Raw genomic sequence first — 21,383 nt, 5'->3', positions numbered from 1 at the left:
AATGATTACCAAACCTATAAAATGCATCATTGTTGACGATGAACCATCGGCACAAGCCGTCTTAAAGCATTTTATAAGTATGATTGATTTTATCGACATTAAATCACTTTGTTTTAATACTGAAGAAGCCGAAAAAGCACTTGATAAACACCGAGACATCAATCTGATTTTTTTAGATATCAATATGCCAAAAGTTTCGGGATTGAACTTTTACAAATCTTTATCAGATCCTCCCGAAGTTATTCTCACAACGGCTTATCCGCAATACGCCTTGGAAGCTTTTGACATAAATGCTGTTGATTACCTACTAAAGCCTATTGCCTTTGAACGCTTTTTCGCAGCGGTAAACAAGGTTTTAGAGAAATTAAAGAATCTGCCAACTATTGCAAATCAATCTATTGTTGTAAATTCCAATAAAGTTTTACATCAAATAATTATCGATAAAATTTTGGTTGTAGAAGCCTTTGGCGATTATATAAAAATTCATACTACCGAGAAAGTTGTGGTGGTCAATAACTCACTAAGTAATTTTTTGAAAGAATTACCTTCCGAGCAGTTTGCGCGTTGCCATAAATCTTTTGTAGTCAACAAAAATTTAATTAATGTTGTAGAGGGAAATACTATTCATATTGAAAAGCTTTCAATTCCAATTGGTTTGAAATATAAAGCTGAATTTCTTGAAAATCTAAAATCATAATAACTTCATTATAAATAAATTTAATTGAAAACGACCAATATTGTTCAAATAAAAAAAGAATTACAACATCTCAATAGCGACGAGCTCATAGAACTATGCCTAAGACTCACGCGTTTCAAAAAAGAAAACAAATCACTCCTTACCTATTTATTATTTGAAGCACATGATGAAGCACAATACATTGCCTCGGTAAAAGAAAGTTTAAATCAAGAGTTCCAGAGTATCAATAGCAACAGTTATTTTTACATCAAAAAAAGCGTTCGAAAAATTTTACGTCAGCTCAAGACTTATGCGCGATATTCCCTAAAAAAGGAAACGGAAGTAGAATTGCTACTTTATTTTTGTGCCGAATTGAATGAAATCTCGCCCAATATCCATCAAAATATCACACTGAGCAATCTCTACGACAGACAAATTATTGCATTAGAGAAAAAAATTACCACACTTCACGAAGATTTACAATTTGATTATCGCTCTCAAATAGAAGCACTTAAATATTATAACTAATTTATTTTAAAATTTTAGTCTTTTTAGGGTAGGAATTTCAAGGCTTGACTTGTTTTATAATAAAGAACTAAAACCTATAAAACATGAAATCTTTAAGAACAAAATTTTTAACCTTAGCTGTAGCACTTGTGTATGTATTTATACTTACTTCGTGCTCCAACGATAATGACGACAATAATTTCGAAACCGCTTCACTTGCGATTAAAACCAAAGCCATAACCAGTACTAACGGACAAAACAGAAATGCCAATGCTATGGTAGAAGTCACTAAATTTAAAATCAATATCAAGGAAATTGAATTAGAATTCGACGATGATTTTTGCGATGACGATGATGATGATGATGACAACAATAATATCTTTGATTGTGCGCTTTATAACGGCTTCTACGATGGTGACGACGAAATTGAACTTAGAGGTCCGTTTGAAGTAGATGTACTTACAGGTGTAAATACCATTACAACCGTAGATGTGCCAGCCAATGTAATATTTGAAGAAATTGAATTTGAATTTGACCGCAACAGCAATCCAAATAGCGATTTATTTGGGAAAACCATTCTAATTGAAGGTACCATCGATGGTCTGCCATTTATATTCTGGCACAATTTTGAGGTAGAATTTGAAATTGATTATGAAGACACCAATCAAACTCTAGATATCTCAAACGGCTTTAACAGCGTTATTATAGAATTTGACCTTGCGGGCTTGTTTAGCATGGTAAATTTATCAAATGCAACTGACAACAATAATGACGGATTGATTGAAATTAGCCCAAGTGATCCTGATGGCAACACTGTTTTGGCAAATCAAATTAAAAATCTGATTAAAGAATACGCAGATTTATTGGATGATTAATAGCACTTCATTTTGACTGCCAAATGAAAACCTGTTGGAAATTCCAGCAGGTTTTTTTGTTTCAAATCGGATGCACTATTTAACACGCTTTCTTTAGATTTTTTTGGTGTAAAGACAGAAGCATTTAAAAATACTGGGAACAGCCTCAAAAACAGCTTTAATTAGAATTATTCTAAAAAAGCCAAGGGTGGGCTTTACCTAGGCTTTGCTAGGGCGTAAGGTGGGAGTATCTATGGAGTAACTATAAATTATGTAGATTTTATTCATACGGTTGATCCGTCCTTGGATATGCTCAATGTTTTTCTGTAACAGGCGTTGTGTGGTTTAAGAAACTAAGATACTTAAAAAACACAAACCTACACGATTGCGAGGATTTTCCTAGAGGAAATTCAGAAGCAATGCGTGTTACACGGTGTTGGCAACTGACTTTTATTTTGTTCGTTCTAATTTTATGGGGTTTTGTCTGGTGTCAAAAACATCATTTATTTCAATTCTATTTTCTTTTCGTTAATCCAATAAATGACCTTATAATTTTCGTAGACTAAATATCTGAATTCTTGTTTTCTATACTTTAAAAGTTCCTCTTCTTGTCCAATTCTAGGTTGGGTTTTTAGTTTTAAAGTTTCATCATAAATTCCGTTAACAAGTTTTTTAGCAATTCGAACTCCTGCTTTTTCACGATAATATTCATAAATATTTTTAAGTTCTTTTTGTGAAAAATCAGTCCAAAAAACTGTCAATTCCATTTGTCTATCTTAGCTTTTAATTCTCTAGCTTCAATCATCCGACCATTTTTTGAATCTGTCATTGATTGGTCAATTCGAGAGTTAAATTCCTCAATTGTCATAGGTTTCAAATCGTCCTTTTCAGATATTTTAATTTCCTTTCTTAGGATTTTTTCAAGGCGTGAAATAACGTCTTCACTTTGAAGTTTTAAAAATTCCTGCACAAATTCTATTTTTCGAGCTTCTAAATTCATTTTATTCAGCTTTTTATCAAAGATACAAAATTATCAATTCAGTCTTTATTTTGGTTGGATTAATGTGTTTAGATAGCTTGTTGCCAACTTCTTATATCATCAACGAATCTGACATTTTTCCGCAAATGGTTGGTTATACGTTAGTTTTCTCAAATATAGCAAAATCCTTTAATTTTAATTTGAGCATCATCTTTAGGTAGTTATATTTACAGTTGAGATATTTAAAAATTGAAGCGGTAAATTTTAAGCATCATCTATTTAATCTCCGTAATCAAAAACACGGCCGTGGTCGTACCGACATTTAAAACTTCGTGCGAAATAATTTCGGTATTTCTAAAATTTGATCCGGTTTTAACTTCAACGGTTCGCGTGCCACTTTCGTCCGTAATTTGAAAAGTACCGCCAACCAACGTATATCCAAAATGCGGCTGATGGTAGTGGAGCTCATGCCCTATTTGCGGTGGAAAAGTGCATTTTAAAACTCGAATGTCATCGTCTTCATGAATTACTTCGCACACCTTTTCGCCGTTCCATCCAGCTTCTAAGGGATCTGGAAGTTTTGGGTTTTGTGTACAGCTTAGTAAAACTGAGATACACAATAGCGCTGTTAATAATCGAATCATTTATCTAAATATTTTAACCAAAAGCTCCTTTAGCAAATCACCTTGGGGAATATTATTGGCACCAACGCCTTTTCCTTTAGCATCAAAATCACGCAAAACAGAAACAATACCACTCACCTTTTTCATGGGGTAATTTCGCGCTGCTTGAATGTAATCATTCACAAAAAAAGGATTGATTTTTAAGGCGGCTGCCACCGATCGCGGTGATTTGTCCTGCAAACCATGAAACTCCAATAATTGCGAAAAAAAACTGAATAGTAAGGTCACCGTCACCACAAATGGATTGTCCTTAGGATTTTCAGCGAAGTATTTAACAATCCTAAACGCTTTTACCTCGTTTCGTTCGCCAATGGCTTTGCGTAATTCGAAATTGTTGTAATCCTTACTAACGCCGATATTTTCTTCGATGTGTTCGGGTGTAATTTGCGTTCCCGAGGGCAAGACAATTTGCAACTTATTAAGCTCGTTACTGATTTTCCCTAAATCTGTTCCTAGAAATTCAACCAGCATTTGTGCGGCTTTAGGTACGATGGTATAACCTTGGGTTGATAACACGCGTCTGATCCAATCAGGTACTTTATTTTCGTAAAGTGGTTTACTTTCAAATACCAAACCTGTTTTGTTAACTGCCTTATACAAAGCCTTACGCTTGTCTATTTTTTTGTATTTATAATTGATTACCAAAACCGTAGAAGGTTGTGGCTGCAAAGCATAATCGGCTAATTTTTCTATGGTTCTAGACAGTTCTTGCGCTTCTTTTACGATAATAACTTGTCGGTCTGCCATCATAGGAAACCGCTTGGCATTACTCACAATATCCTCAACACTAACATCATAACCATACATCACCATTTGGTTAAAACCCTTTTCTGCTTCGTCTAAAACATTGGCTTCTATGTATTCAGAAATTTTATCGATGTAGTATGGCTCTTCACCCATTAGCAAATAAAAAGGCTTGATATTTCCTTTTTGAATATCAGCCACCAATTGTTTTACTTCGTCCAAAACGTTGAAATTTGAAAAATTAGATAAAAGGGAAAACTTTTTTAAACCATCGTGCCTTTGGTATTTGTCAATTGTGGTTTAACTTTGAAACATCAAACAACCATTCTTTGCAAAAGCTAAATTTTCCGCAGTATTCATTCCGTTTCAAAAATAACGAAAATAACCTATCTATTTTTGATGCTATCCGTAAAAAATTTGTGATACTTCAACCAGAAGAATGGGTGCGACAGCATTGTATTCAGTTTCTTCTGAATGAAAAAAAATTCCCGAAATCACATATCAATATTGAAAAAAAAATAACGATAAATCAGTTAACCAAACGCTATGACATTGTGGTTTTTAATCCTGATGGTAGGATTCATTTAATGGTGGAATGTAAAGCACCAACCGTCATAATTAACCAAACCACATTTGATCAAATTGCACGATATAATTTAGCCTTAAATGCTACTTATTTGATGGTGACTAATGGTTTAAATCATTATTATTGCCAAATGGATTACAAAGAACAGCGCTATCAATTTTTAGAAAACTTACCTTCGTACCAACCATAACAACCATGAAAATTTGAAAATAGCAGTCGTTATACTCAATTGGAACGGAAAGGCCTTGCTTGAGCAATTTTTGCCTTCTGTTTTGAAATATTCTCATGAGGCTAAGATATATGTTGCCGACAACGCCTCAACCGATGGCTCAATTGCCTACCTAGAACAATCTTTTCCAAATGTTTCTATTGTAAAAAATGATGACAATTACGGCTTCGCTGGTGGCTATAATCAGGCTTTAAAAAAAATTGATGCAGATATTTTTTGTTTGTTGAATAATGATGTCGAAGTTACTTCTGGATGGTTAAGTCCAATAATCAAGCATTTTGAAGACCATCCTGCAACAGCCATCATTCAACCCAAAATTCTTGATTTCAAACAAAGAGATACTTTTGAATATGCAGGTGCTGCTGGCGGTTTTATTGATAAATATGGTTATCCTTATTGTAGAGGAAGACTATTTGATACCTTAGAAACCGATCAAGGTCAATACAATGACAGCGCAGAAATTTTCTGGGCTTCTGGTGCCTGTTTTTTTATACGAGCCAAAGATTTTGAACAACTAGGTGGTTTTGACGACGATTTTTTTGCCCATATGGAAGAGATTGACTTGTGCTGGCGCGCCTTCAACAGTAATTTGAAGGTTCATTATGTTGGCGCTTCTACTGTTTATCATTTAGGTGGTGGTACCTTAAGTAACCTAAATCCAAAGAAAACATACCTGAATTTCCGAAACGGTTTATTTGCGCTTACTAAAAATGCTTCTGGTAATCTGCTGTTTATTATCTTTATAAGATTAATACTTGATGGTTTGGCTGCCTTAAGGTTTTTGTTTTTAATGCAACCAAAACATGTATTGGCAATTTTAAAATCGCACTTAAATTTCTACTCAATGTTGCCAAAATTATTGAATGAAAGAGCACAGATAAATCAGCGTAAAAACTACTATAAAATAAACTCGATTGTATGGCGTTATTTTGCCCTGAAACGCCAATCTTACAATAGTTTATAAATATGTTAATGTTTTTAATAACTATTGCAAATTTGGCATATATTTTGAATAATTTTGTAAAACTATAAAACAACTGAATTAATCATTTTCCAATTATGAAAAAACTAATCTTATTAAGTGTGGTATCGATGTTTATTTTAGGGTCTTGCGTCTCTAAAAAAGAATATGCTGCACTTGAAGCCAAACACAAAGAAACACAGGATTTACTAAACACAGCAACAGTAAAACTTAACACTTGCCTTTCAGACGCTGCTGCAGCCAATGCACGTGTTGAAGGGTTAAGAGACCAGTTAGCAGATTTGCGCAAATCTAATCAAGACTTAATTGACACTAAAGGAAATTTAACAACCCTTACGCAAAAAGGTGCTGAAAACTTAGAACGTTCACTTGAAAGCTTAAAAGAAAGAGATTTAAAAATTACCAGATTACAAGATGCACTAACTAAAAAGGACAGTGTAACCTTGGCAATTGTAACTTCTTTAAAGAGAGAAGTTGGTATTAGCGATCCAGACATTGAAATTAATGTTGAAAAAGGGGTTGTTTTTATCTCGATTGCTGATAAGTTACTGTTTCAAAGCGGAAGCTACAACGTAACCAACCGTGCTAAAGAGATTTTAGCTAAAGTGGCGAAAGTAATCAATAGCAAGCCTAATTTTGAGGCTATGGTTGAAGCACACACCGACAATGTTCCTTACAAAAGAGATGTGTTGTTAGACAACTGGGATTTAAGTGTGAAACGTGCTACTTCTGTTGTACGCGTACTTGAAAGCTTAGAAGTGAATCCACAACAATTAATCGCATCAGGTAGAAGTTACCACGTGCCTTTAGTTGAAAATGACACAGCTGAAAATAGAGCCAAAAACAGACGTACTCGTATTGTAGTGCTTCCTAAAATCGATCAATTCTACGAAATGGTTGAGACAGAAATGAAAAAATTAGCTGAAGGAAATTAAGACTTTCCAAACATAAAAAATCAAAACCCATTCTTTTTAGGATGGGTTTTTTTGTGGTAATAAATGATTAACTAAAAAATTTCTATACTGCCTTTTCCTTGACGCACAATTTCGGGTGGCTCTAAAGACAAATCGATGACGGTTGAAGCTTCATTATCGCCATAACCACCGTCTATTACTAAATCTACGAGATTGTCCCATTTTTCTAAAATCAATTCAGGATCGGTAGTGTACTCTAAAATTTCATCTTCATCTCTAATAGAAGTTGAAACCAACGGATTACCAAGTTGTCGCACAATTTCTAAAGTGATATTATTATCAGGAATTCTAATACCAACCGTTTTACGCTTCTTAAACGGATGTGGTAAGGATTTTGCTCCTGGCAAAATAAACGTGTAAGGTCCCGGTAATGCGCGCTTCAAGATTTTAAATGTTGCTGTATCGATTTGCTTGATATAATCGCTTAAATCACTCAAATCGTGACAAATAAATGAGAAATTGCTTTTCTCAAGCTTCACACCCTTAATACGTGCAATGCGTTCTAATGCTTTTATGTTGGTAATATCGCAGCCCAAACCGTAAACTGTATCAGTTGGATAAATAACGAGACCACCGCGTCTTAACACTTCAACAACCTGTTTGATTTGTTTCGGGTTTGGATTTTCGTTAAATAACTTTATAAATTCCGCCATCTGACTACAATTTAACCTAAAATTTCAAGTTTAGCAAAACGCAGTAATAATTTCTTAACGCCACCGTGCTCAAAATTAATTTCAGCTTTTATATCGGTTCCGGCACCTTCAATCTTTAAAACTTCTCCTTTGCCAAATCGCAAATGCGAAACAATATTGCCCACCACTAATTTGTCGTCAAACAGATTTGATGTTTTAGCAGTGTCTGTTTTGGTCACAGGTTTTAAGTTTTTAGGGGCTACAAATTTTGGTGGTACTGCTTCTTTTTTTCTGATAGTTGGCTTTTTAAACCTTACCACATTGGGTTCTACATCACCAAAAATATCAGCATCTAGCATCGGATTAAATCGACGCTCTTGCATAGGTGTGATGTTATCTAAATACGCATCGTCAATTTCTTCAATAAACCTGCTTGGTTCTGCATCAATAAGTTTTCCCCAACGATAGCGGGTTAAGGTATACGTTAAATAAGCCTGCTTTTCTGCCCTGGTTAGTGCCACGTAAAACAAGCGGCGTTCTTCCTCTAATTCAGAGCGCGTATTCATACTCATGGCACTTGGAAATAAATCTTCTTCCATTCCTACGATAAACACATGAGGAAATTCAAGTCCTTTTGCTAAGTGAATGGTCATCAGCACTACTTTGTTATCGTCGGAATCTTCATTGTCTAAATCGGTTGCCAAAGCGACGTCTTCTAAAAATTCAGCCAGTGAAGCTGTGCTATCGGCAATTTCCTTCTGACCTTCCACAAAATCTTTAATACCGTTGATTAACTCTTCGATGTTTTCCATACGAGCTACACCATCGGGCGTGCCGTCTTTTTTGAATTCGCGCAACAAACCTGATACTTTGGCAACATGTTCGGTTAATTCAAAAGCATTCACATTTTGATTCATCACCTGAAAGCTTTGAATCATCGTAACAAAATTGTTTAATTTGGTTTTGCTGCCAGCATTGATACCCATATCTATCGAATTGAGATTTTCTAAAACCTCAAAAATACTCTTGTCATGTTTATTAGCGGCAATAATTAGTTTATCAATAGTGGTTTGCCCAATGCCTCGAGCAGGGAAATTAATAATCCGTTTTAACGCTTCTTCATCGGCAGGATTGATAATGAGTCGTAAATACGAAAGAATGTCTTTAATTTCCTTTCGCTGGTAAAACGATGTGCCTCCAAAAATTCTATACGGTATATCACGCTTTCGTAAAGCTTCCTCCATTGCTCTAGACTGCGCATTGGTACGATACAAAATCGCGAAATCTTTATTGTGTAGTTGCTCTTGCATTTTCACCTCAAAAATGGTGCTAGCCACAAATCTACCTTCGTCACCGTCAGTTAAGGATCGGTGTACTTTAATTTTATTACCAGAATCATTCGAGGTCCAAACAACCTTATCTATTTTACTTTTATTGTGGGCAATAATCGAATTAGCCGCGTTTACAATAGTTTTGGTCGAGCGATAATTTTGCTCTAAACGGTACATTGCCACCTCATCATAATCCCTTTGGAAATTGAGAATATTGTTAATATTTGCGCCTCTAAAAGCGTAGATACTTTGGGCATCATCGCCAACCACACAAATATTTTGAAATCTATCAGCCAAAGCTCTTACAATTAAATACTGCGAATGGTTGGTATCTTGATACTCATCTACAAGAATATATCTAAATCGGTTTTGATATTTGGCCAAGACATCAGGAAACCGCGTTAATAATTCATTGGTTTTTAGCAATAAATCATCGAAATCCATGGCGCCCGCTTTAAAACACCTGTCGACATAGTTTTTGTAAATTTCACCCATTTTCGGACGTTTGGCCATGGCGTCTGATTCGATTAGTTCAGGATTGTTATAATAGGCACGAACCGTAATCAAGCTATTCTTTAATGAAGAAATTCTGGAGCGTATTTGTTTGTTTTTGTAAATATCCTTGTCCAGATTCATTTCTTTGATAATCGAAGAAATAAGTTTCTCAGAATCTTGGGTGTCGTAAATGGTGAAATTGCTGGGATAACCTAATTTATCCGATTCAATACGAAGTATTTTGGCAAATACGGAGTGAAAGGTTCCCATCCATAAATTTTTTGCTTCGCTACTTCCTACAATCTCTGAAATCCTCGATTTCATCTCTCTGGCAGCCTTATTGGTAAATGTGAGCGCAAGAACATTAAAAGGATCGACGCCTTTACTCATTAAATAAGCAATTCGAAACGTGAGCACCCGTGTTTTTCCAGATCCTGCTCCGGCAATTACCATTAGCGGGCCATCAACATGGGTTGTTGGCGCCAGTTGCGCATCGTTTAGCTGACTGAGATATTCTTTCAATTTAATTCAAATTTTAAAAACGTGAAATTAACCATTGTTATGCTTTTTGGGTAACAGATTTATCAATAATTATAAACAATTGGACTAAAATGAGCGCCTGCATTCAATTTTTAAATATATTTAGAAATTCAACTATCCATAACAATTATACCACATGAAAAAGCTCGTAATATTACTTTTTATCTGCTCCCAATTTATGCAGTCTCAAAATACGAATATTGAAGCAGATATTGCCGAAATAGAATCGAAAATTATTGAATGGCGTCGGTATTTTCATCAAAACCCTGAATTGTCAAATCGAGAATTTAACACGGCGGAAAAAATTGCAGAACATTTAAAAGGTCTGGGCTTAGAGGTTCAAACCGGTATCGCAAAAACTGGCGTGGTTGCAATACTTAAAGGTGATAAACCAGGAAAAGTAGTAGCATTAAGAGCGGATATTGATGCGTTGCCAGTAACCGAACGCAACGATTTGCCATTTAAATCAGAAGTAAAAACTGAGTTTTTAGGAACTCCAACGGGCGTGATGCACGCTTGCGGTCACGACACTCATATTGCCATTTTAATGGGTGTGGCCGAGATACTTTCCAAACACAAAGAGAAAATTAACGGTACGGTCAAGTTTATTTTCCAGCCTGCGGAAGAAGGTCCACCGCCGGGCGAAGAAGGTGGTGCCAAATTAATGATAAAAGAAGGCGTGATGAACAACCCTAAGGTAGATGCTATTTTTGGTTTACACATAAGCTCAGACACGCCAGTTGGAACTATAGAGTACAAACCCGGAGGCATCATGGCTTCGGTCGAGCGATTTGTTATAACTGTAAAAGGCAAACAAACCCATGGCTCACAGCCCTGGGCTGGCGTTGATCCTATATTAATTTCAGCCAAAATCATTGATGGATTACAAACTATTATAAGTCGCGAAGCACCTCTAACTAAGGAAGCTGCGGTTATCACAGTGGGTAAAATAACGGCGGGCACTCGTTTTAATATTATTCCAGAATCGGCCGAATTGATTGGTACTGTTCGAACCCTTGACAAAGGAATGCGCACCTTAATTGAACGCAGAATGACCGAAATGGTTACAACACTAGCGAAAGCTTATGGTGGCGAAGCTGAAATCACCTTTCAGAATAATGCTGGGATCACCTTTAACAATCCCAATTTGGTGGCTCAAATGTTGCCATCACTCCAAAAAGTGGCTGGAGATGATCATGTACAACTTTGCAAAGCGACCACTGGTGGCGAAGATTTTTCTTTCTTTCAAGAAGTTGTTCCAGGGTTTTACTTCTTTTTAGGAGGAATGACACCTGGAAACACCGAAGCCTTTCCGCATCATACACCCGATTTTATGATTGATGAAAGTGGCATGCTCTTAGGCGTAAAAACTTTTGTAGCGCTTACTTTTGATTATTTAAATACTAAAAACTAAATCTTTTTAGAACATCTGAACTTTTGGCTTTAATCATTTGTTTCATTATTTCGAGACTTTTAATAGATTGTATATATTTGGGCTGAGATTATAAAAATCAATTTTTGTTATGGATACCAAACTTTTCGACTTAGCCCTTTATGCCATACCTGCTTTAATAACTGGAGGTATCGCTTACTACTTTTTTAAACAACATATTGAAAATGAATTTCACCAACGACGTTATCATTTGCAGCGCGAAATTCAAAAAGAAGCATTTCCACTCAGACTTCAAGCCTACGAACGAATGGCCCTTTTTTTAGAGCGCATCTCGCCTTCTAAATTATTAATTAGAGTAAGTCCAAAAAGCTCAAATAAAAACGATTACGAGTCTTTACTTATAGCAAGTATTGAACAGGAATTTGAGCATAATTTGTCGCAACAAATTTATGTTTCAGATGAATGTTGGAGTATTATATCGGCCGCTAAAAATGCCACCATACAATTAATTCGCAAAGCCAACATGCTTGAAAAAACTGACACAGCCAACAAACTACGTGAAGTTGTATTAACCGAACTGATGGACAAACAAGCACCGAGTAGCGCGGCGCTTTCTTATATTAAAAAAGAGGTGAGCGATTTGTGGTAATCTAATTTTTTGAGTTAAAAAATTCTTTATACCGAGATTGAGCTGATAATTTTTCAATTATTTCTTTTGAATAACTTTGAAACCTCCAATTGTGATGTTTTGAAGCTTCGTAAAGATTGTTTAATGCGTCAGGACTCCATAAATTAAGCATTTTCAAATAGCTAAATGCTGACTGCCTGATTTCAAAACTAAAATCTTTTGAAGTGTAGTTGATTAATTCCTCTATAAATTGATTCTTATTGTCAATTTTATATTCAGGTGTTGCAATGGCCAAGGCTAACCATAAGAGTCGCACATTTTTTAAGTTATTTCCTTCTACTTCCTCTAATTTGTCTAAGTATTTTTCTCTGTCTTTTGGGAAATTAGTCCATAACTTATAAAGTGCACTTTCAACCGTAACATAAGATGTATCCTGTAATAATGATTCAAAATTTGACTTCAGCTTTTCCGGTATCTCAGTCAAAGTTATTGCAATGGCTTGCCTGACTTCCCAACCTTCATTAAAGTGATTTTGATTAATTAAATTTGGATATTGCGCAATGAGTTTCGACTTTATTTTAGGGTCTAATGGCATGGTTAAATAATCCTTGCATTTAGACTGAAATAACTCGCAGTCAATCATTTCATAATCTCTAATTAACATACTGTCATCTTTCAATGCTTCTAAAACATCATCATAATCAAAACTGTTCTCTTCTAGCCATTTAGATACAAAATTAGAGAGCGAGATACCGCTTTCTGCCTCCGATTCCCTTATAAAATCTGAAGTTTTAGCCGCGGCAAACGAATGCTTATGTAAATAATTAGCGACTGCATTTTTAAAAGCCTTGTCACCTATTTTTTTCCTTAAGAGATATAAAACAACAGCACCCTTTTGATAAAAGGTTAAACTACTGGCTTGAGCATTCAGTAAGCCCGTAGCGGAACCCGATTGTTGTTGTGCTTTGAGTTGATTGGCATATTCGTAAAGTCGCCAATAAAAATAATCATCGCCAAAAACATGACGTTCCGCCAATAGTGCATAATAGGTTGAAAAACCTTCATGTAACCAATGGTGTTCGCTTGATTGCGCTGTGACCAAGTTACCAAACCAGTGATGTGCCAACTCGTGTGCGTTTACATTTACATAGTTTTTGTCGTTAAATTCCCTGTCGTCAACCATATAACTATCCGAAAAAATAGTTAAGGTCGTGTTTTCCATGCCGGCATAAAGAAAATCATGAACTGGAACTTGCCTGTGAATTTCCCATGGATAGGCTACTCCTATTTCTTCTTCCAAAAAATTAAAGATTTCTGTGGTGTAGCGATAGGTTGGTTCAGCTTTTAAAGAATCGTAAGGCGCATAATACATTTCAAGTGGAATTCCGCTAGCTGATTTATCAAATATGTTGCTATACCTGCCAGCCGCAATCGCTACCAAATAACTACTCATCGGTTGCTTCATTTGGTAAGTCCAACGAGAAATACTATCGTTAATCATGGTTTTTTCAATAAGTAAACCATTGCTATTCAAAGAATAATCCGAATAAAAATCTACTGAAACATTAAAAATCAACTTCTCATTTACATCGTCGAAACTTGGCAACCAGTGGCTTGTATATTTACCTTGACCTTGGGTCCAAACTTGATTAGGTGCATCGCTATCCCAACCAACAAAATAGATGGTTTGTTTAGGGTACGCTTTAAAATTAAAACTTAAGCTGTTTTTATTTGAAGGCTCAAAATCATGGTGAATCAACAATTTGTTGGTATGAACATTATATTTAACTTCTGAACTATTCAACTCAAGAGATTCAAATTCCATATAATGCGCATCAATGAAGATGGAATCGACAGGCTTCAAAACGTCAAAAATCAATTCGCCACTGCCAGAAACCTCTTTAGTTAATGGATTGATAGTTATTTGGTAATTGGCGACTGTAAAATCTACCGCTGTTTGCTGTTGTGCTGAAACACCTAAAACAGCAAAAGCATTAATTACACTAAAAATTAAAGTTTTCAAATTCATAATTGTGTAAGACCAAAATACAATAATTTGTCAGTTATATGAAGGTCTGAGTCTAAAACACTAATTCGGATTAGTTATTGCACCTCAAGTGCTACTTGACAAACCAAAATTGATAGATTTTAATAAATAATGAATTTCCTTTAATAGGAGAATCATGCCTTCGCAGGAATTTGGTAAATTCGCTTAATGAGCGTCAATTTACAAACTCCCATCGATTATTTAAAAGGTGTCGGCCCAAACCGTGCCGATTTGTTGCGCTCTGAGTTGGGCATTCACACCTACCAAGATTTAATTAATCTGTTTCCCAATCGTTATATTGACCGAACCAAATATTATAAAATCAACCAATTACAAGATAACAGCTCCGAGATTCAAGTTATTGGAACCATTGTAAATATACAGGAGATTTCACAAAAACACGGCAAACGATTGGTCGCTACGTTTCAAGATGAAACAGGCAGCATGGAATTGGTTTGGTTTAGAGGCATTAAATGGATTAAGGAGAATTTAAAGCGTAATATAGCATACGTAATCTTTGGAAAAGCGAGTTGGTTCAACGGTGTTTATAGCATGCCGCATCCTGATATGGAATTACTTACTGAGCACGAACAAAACTTGCGCTCTGCCATGCAGGCCATTTATCCTTCAACAGAAAAACTCTCGAATAAAGGCATTACCAACCGGGTGGTTTCGAAAATTATGCAGCAACTGTTTTTAGAAACCAAAGGAAAATTTGAAGAATCACTTTCCCCCGGTTTACTGAATTCGCAGAAATTAATTTCCAAATCGGATGCTTTATTCAATATTCATTTTCCGAAAAATCAAGACCTATTGGCCAAGGCTGAATTTAGATTAAAATTTGAAGAATTATTTTACATTCAACTACAACTAATTTTAAAAAACCTAATTCATAAATCCAAAATTAAAGGACTCACTTTTGTAAAAGTAGGCGACTATTTCAACACCTTTTACACCCAACATTTACCCTTTGAATTAACCGACGCTCAAAAGCGCGTTCTCAAAGAAATTCGTCAAGATTTAGGCAGTAATGCTCAAATGAATCGTTTACTTCAAGGTGATGTAGGTTCAGGCAAGACCATAGTGGCCTTCATGTCAATGTTAATGGCACTTGACAACGGTTTTCAAGCTTGCTTAATGGCGCCGACTGCAATTTTGTCAGTACAACATTATAATGGATTACTTGAACTGTGTAAGCCGTTGAACATCAGTATTAAATTACTCACTGGTTCAAGTACTACTTTAGAAAGAAAAGAGATTGACGAAACGCTGCAAAATGGCAGTTTACAAATTATAATTGGTACGCACGCCTTACTCGAAGACAAGGTTGTTTTTAATAATTTGGGTCTGGTGATTATAGACGAACAACACCGATTTGGAGTTGCCCAACGCGCCAAACTTTGGAAGAAAGGCCCAACCCAATCCTCCCAAAATGAGGAAACAAAAAGTGTCCCGACTCCACCGCATATTTTAGTGATGACTGCAACACCCATTCCAAGAACATTGGCCATGAGTGTTTACGGCGACCTTGATATTTCGGTAATTGATGAGCTACCAGCCGGACGAAAACCCATCAAAACGGTTCATAGATTTGACACCAATCGTTTAAAGGTATTTAAATTCATGAGAGATGAAATAAGCAAAGGCCGTCAAGTTTACGTGGTGTATCCGCTTATTCAAGAAAGTGCCAAAATGGACTATAAAGATCTTATGGATGGTTACGAAAGTATAGTAAGAGAATTTCCAATACCCACTTATCAAATATCTATTGTTCATGGTAAAATGAAACCTTCGGATAAAGATTTTGAAATGCAACGTTTTATAAACGGTGAAACACAAATCATGGTTGCTACAACCGTTATCGAAGTTGGCGTAAACGTACCTAATGCTTCAGTAATGGTTATTGAAAGTGCGGAGCGTTTTGGGCTTTCCCAGCTACACCAGTTACGAGGGCGCGTTGGCCGTGGTGCTGAACAGAGTTATTGCATTTTAATGACCAGCCATAAACTTGGCAACGACAGTAAAACCAGGCTAGAAACCATGACCCGCACCAACGACGGTTTTGAAATTGCGGAAGTAGATTTAAAACTTCGCGGGCCAGGCGATATCATGGGCACCCAACAAAGTGGTGTATTGAACCTAAAAATTGCTGACATCGTTAAAGATAAAGACTTATTGAAACACGCCAGATTCTGCGCACAACAAATTTTAAAATCCGATCCAGGCTTGAATCAATCAGGAAACATTGCTATTTTGAAAACCTATCGCGCATTAACCAAGTATAAAAATATTTGGAATTATATTTCTTAAATAGTAGATATTTAAAAAAAACTGGAGTAATCAGCGCTATCTACAGAAAAATAGGTTAATTCAAGGCATCAACTATTCAGCTAATAATTCCGCAACAAATCCTTCAAACTCCTTTTTGAATTCTACAAATTTGTCACCGGTTGCTGGCCCGTTAAAGCCCGTGTGAATTTTGCGCACTTTACCCTGTTTATCAATAAAAATACTGGTTGGATAACTCAATACATGATTGAGCGTTGGTAGTTTTTGTTGTGCTTCGGCTTTATTAATACCGCCGTATTGGGCAAGCAAAATAGGATAGTTAATTTGTAAACGCTCTTTTAACCTGTAAATTTTATCAAAGGCCTTTTCAGGTGTTTTATCATATTCAAACGCTAAGGCCACAAAAGCTAAATCATCGCTTTTATGATGATTGTAATACTGGGTGTAATACTTGCTTTCGTCTAAACAATTAGGACACCAAGTACCCATAACTTGAACTACAACGACTTTATTTTTAAACTGCGCGTCACTTAACGAAACCAGTTTTCCTGATGCATCCGGAAATGAAAAGTCCAAGGATTCATAATCTTCTTTTAGAAAAGTAAGTTCATTGGCGTTTGGAAGTTCGAAGTCGGCATTTCGTGTACCTGTAAATGGTTCTTTAAAATGATTTCCAGAGTAGAAATTACCATTCATACTGCTATCATTCACTTGGGCAGTAAAATAAAAGGCATGCGAGGCATCAAAAGCAGACAATTTTAATTGCGAACCATCAACTACACCTTCTAAAAATCGATAATCTCCGGTGGTGGTTCTAAAAGTACCAGTAACCTTGTTTCCAGTTTGTTTAAATAATCCTTTTGCACTGTATTCATCTGCTTCAATGCCTTCACTAAAAACAACTTCCCAAATACCATCTACGTTAAACTTTGCTTCATTTTCGGTTAAAAATCGTTCCTTATTGCCAAATTCAGCTTCAAACGGCACTACTCTACCAACACTTTCTTTGATAAAATCTCCTTTTAAATTTTTTCCTTTGAAAGTCGCCGCCACATAACCTTCAAAAACTGGAAATTGAATGAAAACAGAATCATTTTTAATGGTAATTTCATCCACTTCAATACGTTCTTCCCCATTGAAAACAACCAAAGTTGAGTCGCTAGTCACTTCAAAATTAAAAGGCAATACTTCCTTGTCTTGCAAGGCTAATGTCGCTCTGTAAAAACCAATTTCCAATTTGTTAGTAGTTTTAGATTGTTGGCATCCAAAAATTAAAACACACAAAACTAATACGAATACACTTCTCATGTGGCTACATTTTTTTTGCGAAGTTATGAATAAGTTAATAAAACAGGCATAAAAATACTTTCGGCGTTTATATAACGACCTTGATTTGTTATCTTTGCCCGGCAATTAATCATTGAGCATGAAAATTTCATATAACTGGCTAAAACAGTTCATCAATACCGATTGGCCGGCTGAAAAAACTGGCGAATTACTTACGGATTTAGGATTAGAAATTGAGGGCATCGAGCACTTTCAATCTGTTAAAGGCGGATTAAAAGGCATAGTTGTTGGCGAAGTGCTCACCTGTGTACAGCACCCAAATGCCAACCGACTAAAACTAACCACGGTTGATATAGGTGAAAAAACGCCCTTACAAATAGTTTGTGGCGCACCTAATGTTGGCGTGGGGCAAAAAGTACCCGTAGCTACCATTGGCACGACGCTTTATTCTGCTGAAGGTGAAGCATGGACTATAAAAAAAGGCAAGATACGAGGTGAAGTAAGCGAAGGTATGATTTGTGCCGAAGACGAGATAGGATTAGGTGCTTCGCATGATGGTATCGTGATTTTAGATTCAAAATTGAAAGCAGGCTTGTCCTGCGCTGAAATATTTGAAGTTGAGGACGATGAAGTTTTTGAAATTGGCCTAACGCCTAACCGTGCCGATGCCATGAGCCATTTTGGTGTAGCGCGCGACCTTAAGGCTGGATTAATTCAAAAGGATATAAATCCTGAATTGATTACGCCATCGGTAAGTGCTTTTCATGTTGATAACCGTGGTCTGAGAATTGATGTTGAGGTTAAGGACAAAGAAAAATGCCCAAGATATTGCGGGGTTACCATAAGCGGATTAAAAGTTGCAGAATCCCCAAACTGGCTTCAAAACAGATTGAAAGCGATTGGTTTATGGCCAATTAACAATATTGTAGATATTACGAATTATGTGTTACACGAATTAGGACAACCGCTGCATGCTTTCGATGCCTCTAAAATAAAAGGCAATAAAATTGAAGTAAAAACAGTAAAAACAGGCACGAAATTTATAAGTCTTGATGGTGTAGAACGCATCTTAGACGAGGAAGATTTAATGGTTTGCGATGCTGAAAAACCTATGTGTATCGCTGGTGTTTTCGGTGGTAAAGATTCTGGAGTTAGCGATGGTACAACCAGTATATTTTTAGAAAGTGCTTATTTTAGTCCAATAGCTGTCCGCAAAACAGCCAAACGACACGGTTTAAATACCGATGCCTCGTTTAGGTTTGAGCGCGGCATAGATCCCAACATTACTGAATACGCGTTAAAACGCGCTACCCTATTAATTTTAGAGATTGCTGGCGGAAAAGTTTCCAGCGATATTATTGATGTCTACCCAAAAAAAATTGAAGATTGCCAAGTACGTCTCAATTTTGAAAATACCAGACTTTTAATCGGTGAAGAAATACCAAAAGAAACTATAAAATCTATCTTAACATCCCTCGAAATAAAAGTCAATAATGTTACTGAAACTGGTTTAGGACTCACCATTCCAGCCTACAGAAATGATGTTACCAGAGAAGCAGATGTAATAGAAGAAATTTTAAGAGTATATGGTTATAACAACATAAAAACCACCGACAAGCTTAATGCCTCCATTGGTACCAGCTCAAAGTTTGACGATCATAAATTGCAGTACATTATCGGTAATCAATTAGTGGCGCAAGGGTTTTATGAAATTATGTGCAACTCGCTAACCAATGCCAAGTTTACGGAGTTGGACTCCGATTTAAAAGCTGAACACAACGTTCATATTTTAAATCCTTTAAGCACAGATTTGGGTGTGATGCGTCAGTCGATGCTATTCTCAGGCTTAGAAGCTATGGCATATAATTTAAACCGCCGACAATCGGATTTAAAACTGTTTGAATTTGGAAAAACCTATCACCAATTCTCAGATAAACAATCTGAATATAAACATTTAACCCTTTTCATAACAGGAAATAAATCAAAAGAAAGCTGGACAAAAAAAACTGAACCGAGTAGTTTTTTCCATTTAAAAGGAATTGTAGAATCGGCTCTAAATCGTCTCGGCATCACACAAACTAGCAGCTCACCTAAAACGATAGACGTACTTTCGGAAGGTTTAAGTCTAACTGTAAATAGGCAAACCATTGTTGAGTTTGGCGTGGTGAAAAAATCGATTCAAAAATATTTCGGTATACCATCGGAGGTGTTAATCGCTGATTTTAATTGGGATATCATCTTAAAATTGGTTCAAGAGAATAGCATTTTGTTCACATCTATTCCTAAATATCCTGAAGTAAGACGAGATTTTGCCTTACTTTTGAATAATGACGTTCAATTTGACGCAATTTATAAGCTTGCTTTCAAAACAGAAAAAGAATTGCTTAAAAAAGTAAATTTATTTGACGTATATCAAGGCGAAAATTTACCCATTGGCAAAAAGAGTTATGCCATTAGTTTTACTATTCAAGACGAAAACAAAACACTAACTGACAGCCAAATTGACAAATTAATGAAAAACCTACAAACAAGTTTTGAGCAAGAACTAGGAGCAGAATTACGATAACTTAAAAATAAAATAATATGGCACAAATAACATTAAAAGGCGCAACAGTAAATACTATAGGTGAACTTCCGCAAGTTGGTAGTATGGCACCCGATTTTAAAATGATAGCAACGGATTTATCTGTTAAAACCCTCGCTGATTTTAAAGGTAAAAAAATAGTTCTCAATATATTTCCAAGTGTCGATACAGGTACGTGTGCACAATCTGTTAGAACTTTTAATCAAAAAGCAAGCTCCCTTGAAAACACTGCGGTGCTTTGTATTTCTAAAGATTTACCATTTGCATTGGCACGATTTTGCGGCGCTGAAGGTTTAACAAATGTGGTAAGTTTATCCGATTTTAGAGATGGAAATTTTGGTAAGTCTTACGGTTTAACCATTGTTGACGGACCATTAGAAGTTTTACATTCTAGATGTGTAGTCATTATTGATGAAAGTGGCAAAATAATCTACACAGAGCAAGTTGGCGAAATTGTAGACGAGCCAAATTACAGCGCTGCAATTGCTTGTATAGAATAACACGAAGATCATGACTAAAAAAGAGTCGTTTTTTGTAAACCGACTTAAAAGCGTTGGTTTCGCGTTTAAAGGAATGCTCATTTTAGTTAAAACCGAACCCAGTATAAAAATCCAGCTAGTGGTAGCTTTAATAGCGACTTTAGCTGGATTTTATTTTGAAATTACTACTATAGAATGGATGTTTCAAATTGCTATGATTGGTTTAGTTCTAAGTATTGAAGGCGTAAATACCGCTATTGAATATTTGGCCGATTTTATCCATCCTGAACACCACACAAAAATTGGACTCATAAAAGACATCGCTGCTGGAGCTGTTTTTATAGCTTCAATAGTAGCTGTAATCATTGGAATTTTTATCTATTTACCTAAGATGCTATAAATACAATTATACATTAGGATAAACGTTAGTAATTTGTATTTTTGTTTAAACACAGCGGAGCGTA

General features: G+C 35.9%; 20 protein-coding genes. 12 read left to right on the top strand and 8 right to left on the bottom strand.

Features of this window, described 5'->3' with window-relative positions; genetic code table 11:
• Position 1: 1 nt before the first annotated feature.
• The 3 genes from V7Z48_RS08235 to V7Z48_RS08225 all read left to right on the top strand — a co-directional run bounded on the left by V7Z48_RS08235 (position 2) and on the right by V7Z48_RS08225 (position 2,058).
• The gene (locus V7Z48_RS08235) at positions 2-697 is read left to right on the top strand and encodes a LytR/AlgR family response regulator transcription factor (RefSeq protein ID WP_334112932.1); all 696 of its coding nucleotides are present in this window, start codon (positions 2-4) and stop codon (positions 695-697) included.
• Positions 698-721: 24 nt separating this feature from the next.
• Complete coding sequence (locus tag V7Z48_RS08230; protein WP_334112931.1) at positions 722-1,204, top strand: hypothetical protein; 483 nt, start codon at positions 722-724, stop codon at positions 1,202-1,204.
• Between the two features lie 83 nt (positions 1,205-1,287).
• On the top strand, positions 1,288-2,058 hold the full coding sequence (locus V7Z48_RS08225) for a hypothetical protein (RefSeq protein ID WP_334112930.1): 771 nt from the start codon (positions 1,288-1,290) through the stop codon (positions 2,056-2,058).
• Positions 2,059-2,540: 482 nt separating this feature from the next.
• On the opposite strand, the gene V7Z48_RS08220 is transcribed toward V7Z48_RS08225, so the two are convergent.
• The 4 genes from V7Z48_RS08220 to holA all read right to left on the bottom strand — a co-directional run bounded on the left by V7Z48_RS08220 (position 2,541) and on the right by holA (position 4,665).
• Positions 2,541-2,804: a type II toxin-antitoxin system RelE/ParE family toxin gene (locus V7Z48_RS08220; protein ID WP_334112929.1), complete on the bottom strand. Its 264-nt coding sequence runs from the start codon at positions 2,802-2,804 to the stop codon at positions 2,541-2,543.
• Positions 2,795-3,037 carry a hypothetical protein gene (locus V7Z48_RS08215; RefSeq protein ID WP_334112928.1) on the bottom strand — a complete coding sequence of 81 codons (243 nt, stop codon included), beginning with the start codon at positions 3,035-3,037 and terminating at the stop codon, positions 2,795-2,797. The genes V7Z48_RS08220 and V7Z48_RS08215 overlap by 10 nt, the downstream gene beginning before the upstream one ends.
• A 254-nt stretch (positions 3,038-3,291) precedes the next feature.
• The gene (locus tag V7Z48_RS08210) at positions 3,292-3,660 is read right to left on the bottom strand and encodes a cupin domain-containing protein (RefSeq protein ID WP_334112927.1); all 369 of its coding nucleotides are present in this window, start codon (positions 3,658-3,660) and stop codon (positions 3,292-3,294) included.
• Positions 3,661-4,665, bottom strand: a complete 1,005-nt coding sequence (holA, locus tag V7Z48_RS08205; protein WP_334112926.1) for a DNA polymerase III subunit delta — start codon at positions 4,663-4,665, stop codon at positions 3,661-3,663.
• Positions 4,666-4,772: 107 nt separating this feature from the next.
• Here holA and V7Z48_RS08200 point away from each other — a divergent pair, with 107 nt between their 5' ends.
• From V7Z48_RS08200 to V7Z48_RS08190, 3 genes are all read left to right on the top strand, one after another.
• The gene (locus V7Z48_RS08200; RefSeq protein WP_334112925.1) at positions 4,773-5,219 is read left to right on the top strand and encodes a type I restriction enzyme HsdR N-terminal domain-containing protein; all 447 of its coding nucleotides are present in this window, start codon (positions 4,773-4,775) and stop codon (positions 5,217-5,219) included.
• A gap of 13 nt (positions 5,220-5,232) precedes the next feature.
• A complete protein-coding gene (locus V7Z48_RS08195) occupies positions 5,233-6,222 on the top strand; it encodes a glycosyltransferase family 2 protein (protein WP_334112924.1) in 990 nt (329 codons plus the stop codon).
• A gap of 95 nt (positions 6,223-6,317) precedes the next feature.
• On the top strand, positions 6,318-7,175 hold the full coding sequence (locus tag V7Z48_RS08190; RefSeq protein WP_334112923.1) for an OmpA/MotB family protein: 858 nt from the start codon (positions 6,318-6,320) through the stop codon (positions 7,173-7,175).
• Positions 7,176-7,246: 71 nt separating this feature from the next.
• On the opposite strand, the gene V7Z48_RS08185 is transcribed toward V7Z48_RS08190, so the two are convergent.
• Both V7Z48_RS08185 and V7Z48_RS08180 read right to left on the bottom strand, forming a co-directional pair.
• Positions 7,247-7,867 (bottom strand): L-threonylcarbamoyladenylate synthase, encoded by a 621-nt coding sequence (locus V7Z48_RS08185; RefSeq protein ID WP_334112922.1) that lies wholly within the window; start codon positions 7,865-7,867, stop codon positions 7,247-7,249.
• An 11-nt stretch (positions 7,868-7,878) separates the two neighbouring features.
• On the bottom strand, positions 7,879-10,194 hold the full coding sequence (locus V7Z48_RS08180; RefSeq protein ID WP_334112921.1) for an ATP-dependent helicase: 2,316 nt from the start codon (positions 10,192-10,194) through the stop codon (positions 7,879-7,881).
• Between the two features lie 154 nt (positions 10,195-10,348).
• Here V7Z48_RS08180 and V7Z48_RS08175 point away from each other — a divergent pair, with 154 nt between their 5' ends.
• Both V7Z48_RS08175 and V7Z48_RS08170 read left to right on the top strand, forming a co-directional pair.
• Positions 10,349-11,626 carry an amidohydrolase gene (locus V7Z48_RS08175; protein WP_334112920.1) on the top strand — a complete coding sequence of 426 codons (1,278 nt, stop codon included), beginning with the start codon at positions 10,349-10,351 and terminating at the stop codon, positions 11,624-11,626.
• Between the two features lie 109 nt (positions 11,627-11,735).
• Entirely contained in the window at positions 11,736-12,254 is a 519-nt protein-coding gene (locus V7Z48_RS08170) for a DUF7935 family protein (protein WP_334112919.1), read from the top strand.
• Position 12,255: 1 nt separating this feature from the next.
• On the opposite strand, the gene V7Z48_RS08165 is transcribed toward V7Z48_RS08170, so the two are convergent.
• Entirely contained in the window at positions 12,256-14,256 is a 2,001-nt protein-coding gene (locus V7Z48_RS08165) for a M1 family metallopeptidase (protein WP_334112918.1), read from the bottom strand.
• Between the two features lie 192 nt (positions 14,257-14,448).
• On the opposite strand from V7Z48_RS08165, the gene recG reads away from it, so the two are divergent.
• Positions 14,449-16,590 (top strand): ATP-dependent DNA helicase RecG, encoded by a 2,142-nt coding sequence (gene recG / locus V7Z48_RS08160; RefSeq protein ID WP_334112917.1) that lies wholly within the window; start codon positions 14,449-14,451, stop codon positions 16,588-16,590.
• Positions 16,591-16,662: 72 nt separating this feature from the next.
• Here recG and V7Z48_RS08155 read toward each other — a convergent pair whose 3' ends face one another.
• Positions 16,663-17,877, bottom strand: a complete 1,215-nt coding sequence (locus V7Z48_RS08155) for a peroxiredoxin family protein (RefSeq protein WP_334112916.1) — start codon at positions 17,875-17,877, stop codon at positions 16,663-16,665.
• Between the two features lie 118 nt (positions 17,878-17,995).
• Here V7Z48_RS08155 and pheT point away from each other — a divergent pair, with 118 nt between their 5' ends.
• The 3 genes from pheT to V7Z48_RS08140 are packed head-to-tail and all read left to right on the top strand — an operon-like array spanning position 17,996 to position 21,319.
• Entirely contained in the window at positions 17,996-20,422 is a 2,427-nt protein-coding gene (pheT, locus tag V7Z48_RS08150) for a phenylalanine--tRNA ligase subunit beta (protein WP_334112915.1), read from the top strand.
• 17 nt (positions 20,423-20,439) lie between these two features.
• Positions 20,440-20,940, top strand: a complete 501-nt coding sequence (gene tpx, locus V7Z48_RS08145) for a thiol peroxidase (RefSeq protein WP_334112914.1) — start codon at positions 20,440-20,442, stop codon at positions 20,938-20,940.
• A gap of 10 nt (positions 20,941-20,950) precedes the next feature.
• The gene (locus tag V7Z48_RS08140) at positions 20,951-21,319 is read left to right on the top strand and encodes a diacylglycerol kinase family protein (RefSeq protein ID WP_334112913.1); all 369 of its coding nucleotides are present in this window, start codon (positions 20,951-20,953) and stop codon (positions 21,317-21,319) included.
• Positions 21,320-21,383 lie beyond the last annotated feature (64 nt).

The organism is Paucihalobacter sp. (genome assembly GCF_036825875.1).
Classification (GTDB): Bacteria; Bacteroidota; Bacteroidia; order Flavobacteriales; family Flavobacteriaceae; genus Paucihalobacter.
This window is presented reverse-complemented; position numbering and strand designations above follow the sequence as displayed.

Coding starts and splice junctions, on each gene's coding strand:
- V7Z48_RS08235 (WP_334112932.1), top strand. CDS start 2: ATGATTACCAAACCTATAAAATGCATCATTGTTGACGATGAACCATCG.
- V7Z48_RS08225 (WP_334112930.1), top strand. CDS start 1,288: ATGAAATCTTTAAGAACAAAATTTTTAACCTTAGCTGTAGCACTTGTG.
- V7Z48_RS08220 (WP_334112929.1), bottom strand. CDS start 2,804: ATGGAATTGACAGTTTTTTGGACTGATTTTTCACAAAAAGAACTTAAA.
- V7Z48_RS08215 (WP_334112928.1), bottom strand. CDS start 3,037: ATGAATTTAGAAGCTCGAAAAATAGAATTTGTGCAGGAATTTTTAAAA.
- V7Z48_RS08210 (WP_334112927.1), bottom strand. CDS start 3,660: ATGATTCGATTATTAACAGCGCTATTGTGTATCTCAGTTTTACTAAGC.
- V7Z48_RS08190 (WP_334112923.1), top strand. CDS start 6,318: ATGAAAAAACTAATCTTATTAAGTGTGGTATCGATGTTTATTTTAGGG.
- V7Z48_RS08185 (WP_334112922.1), bottom strand. CDS start 7,867: ATGGCGGAATTTATAAAGTTATTTAACGAAAATCCAAACCCGAAACAA.
- V7Z48_RS08175 (WP_334112920.1), top strand. CDS start 10,349: ATGAAAAAGCTCGTAATATTACTTTTTATCTGCTCCCAATTTATGCAG.
- V7Z48_RS08170 (WP_334112919.1), top strand. CDS start 11,736: ATGGATACCAAACTTTTCGACTTAGCCCTTTATGCCATACCTGCTTTA.
- recG (WP_334112917.1), top strand. CDS start 14,449: ATGAGCGTCAATTTACAAACTCCCATCGATTATTTAAAAGGTGTCGGC.
- V7Z48_RS08155 (WP_334112916.1), bottom strand. CDS start 17,877: ATGAGAAGTGTATTCGTATTAGTTTTGTGTGTTTTAATTTTTGGATGC.
- pheT (WP_334112915.1), top strand. CDS start 17,996: ATGAAAATTTCATATAACTGGCTAAAACAGTTCATCAATACCGATTGG.
- tpx (WP_334112914.1), top strand. CDS start 20,440: ATGGCACAAATAACATTAAAAGGCGCAACAGTAAATACTATAGGTGAA.
- V7Z48_RS08140 (WP_334112913.1), top strand. CDS start 20,951: ATGACTAAAAAAGAGTCGTTTTTTGTAAACCGACTTAAAAGCGTTGGT.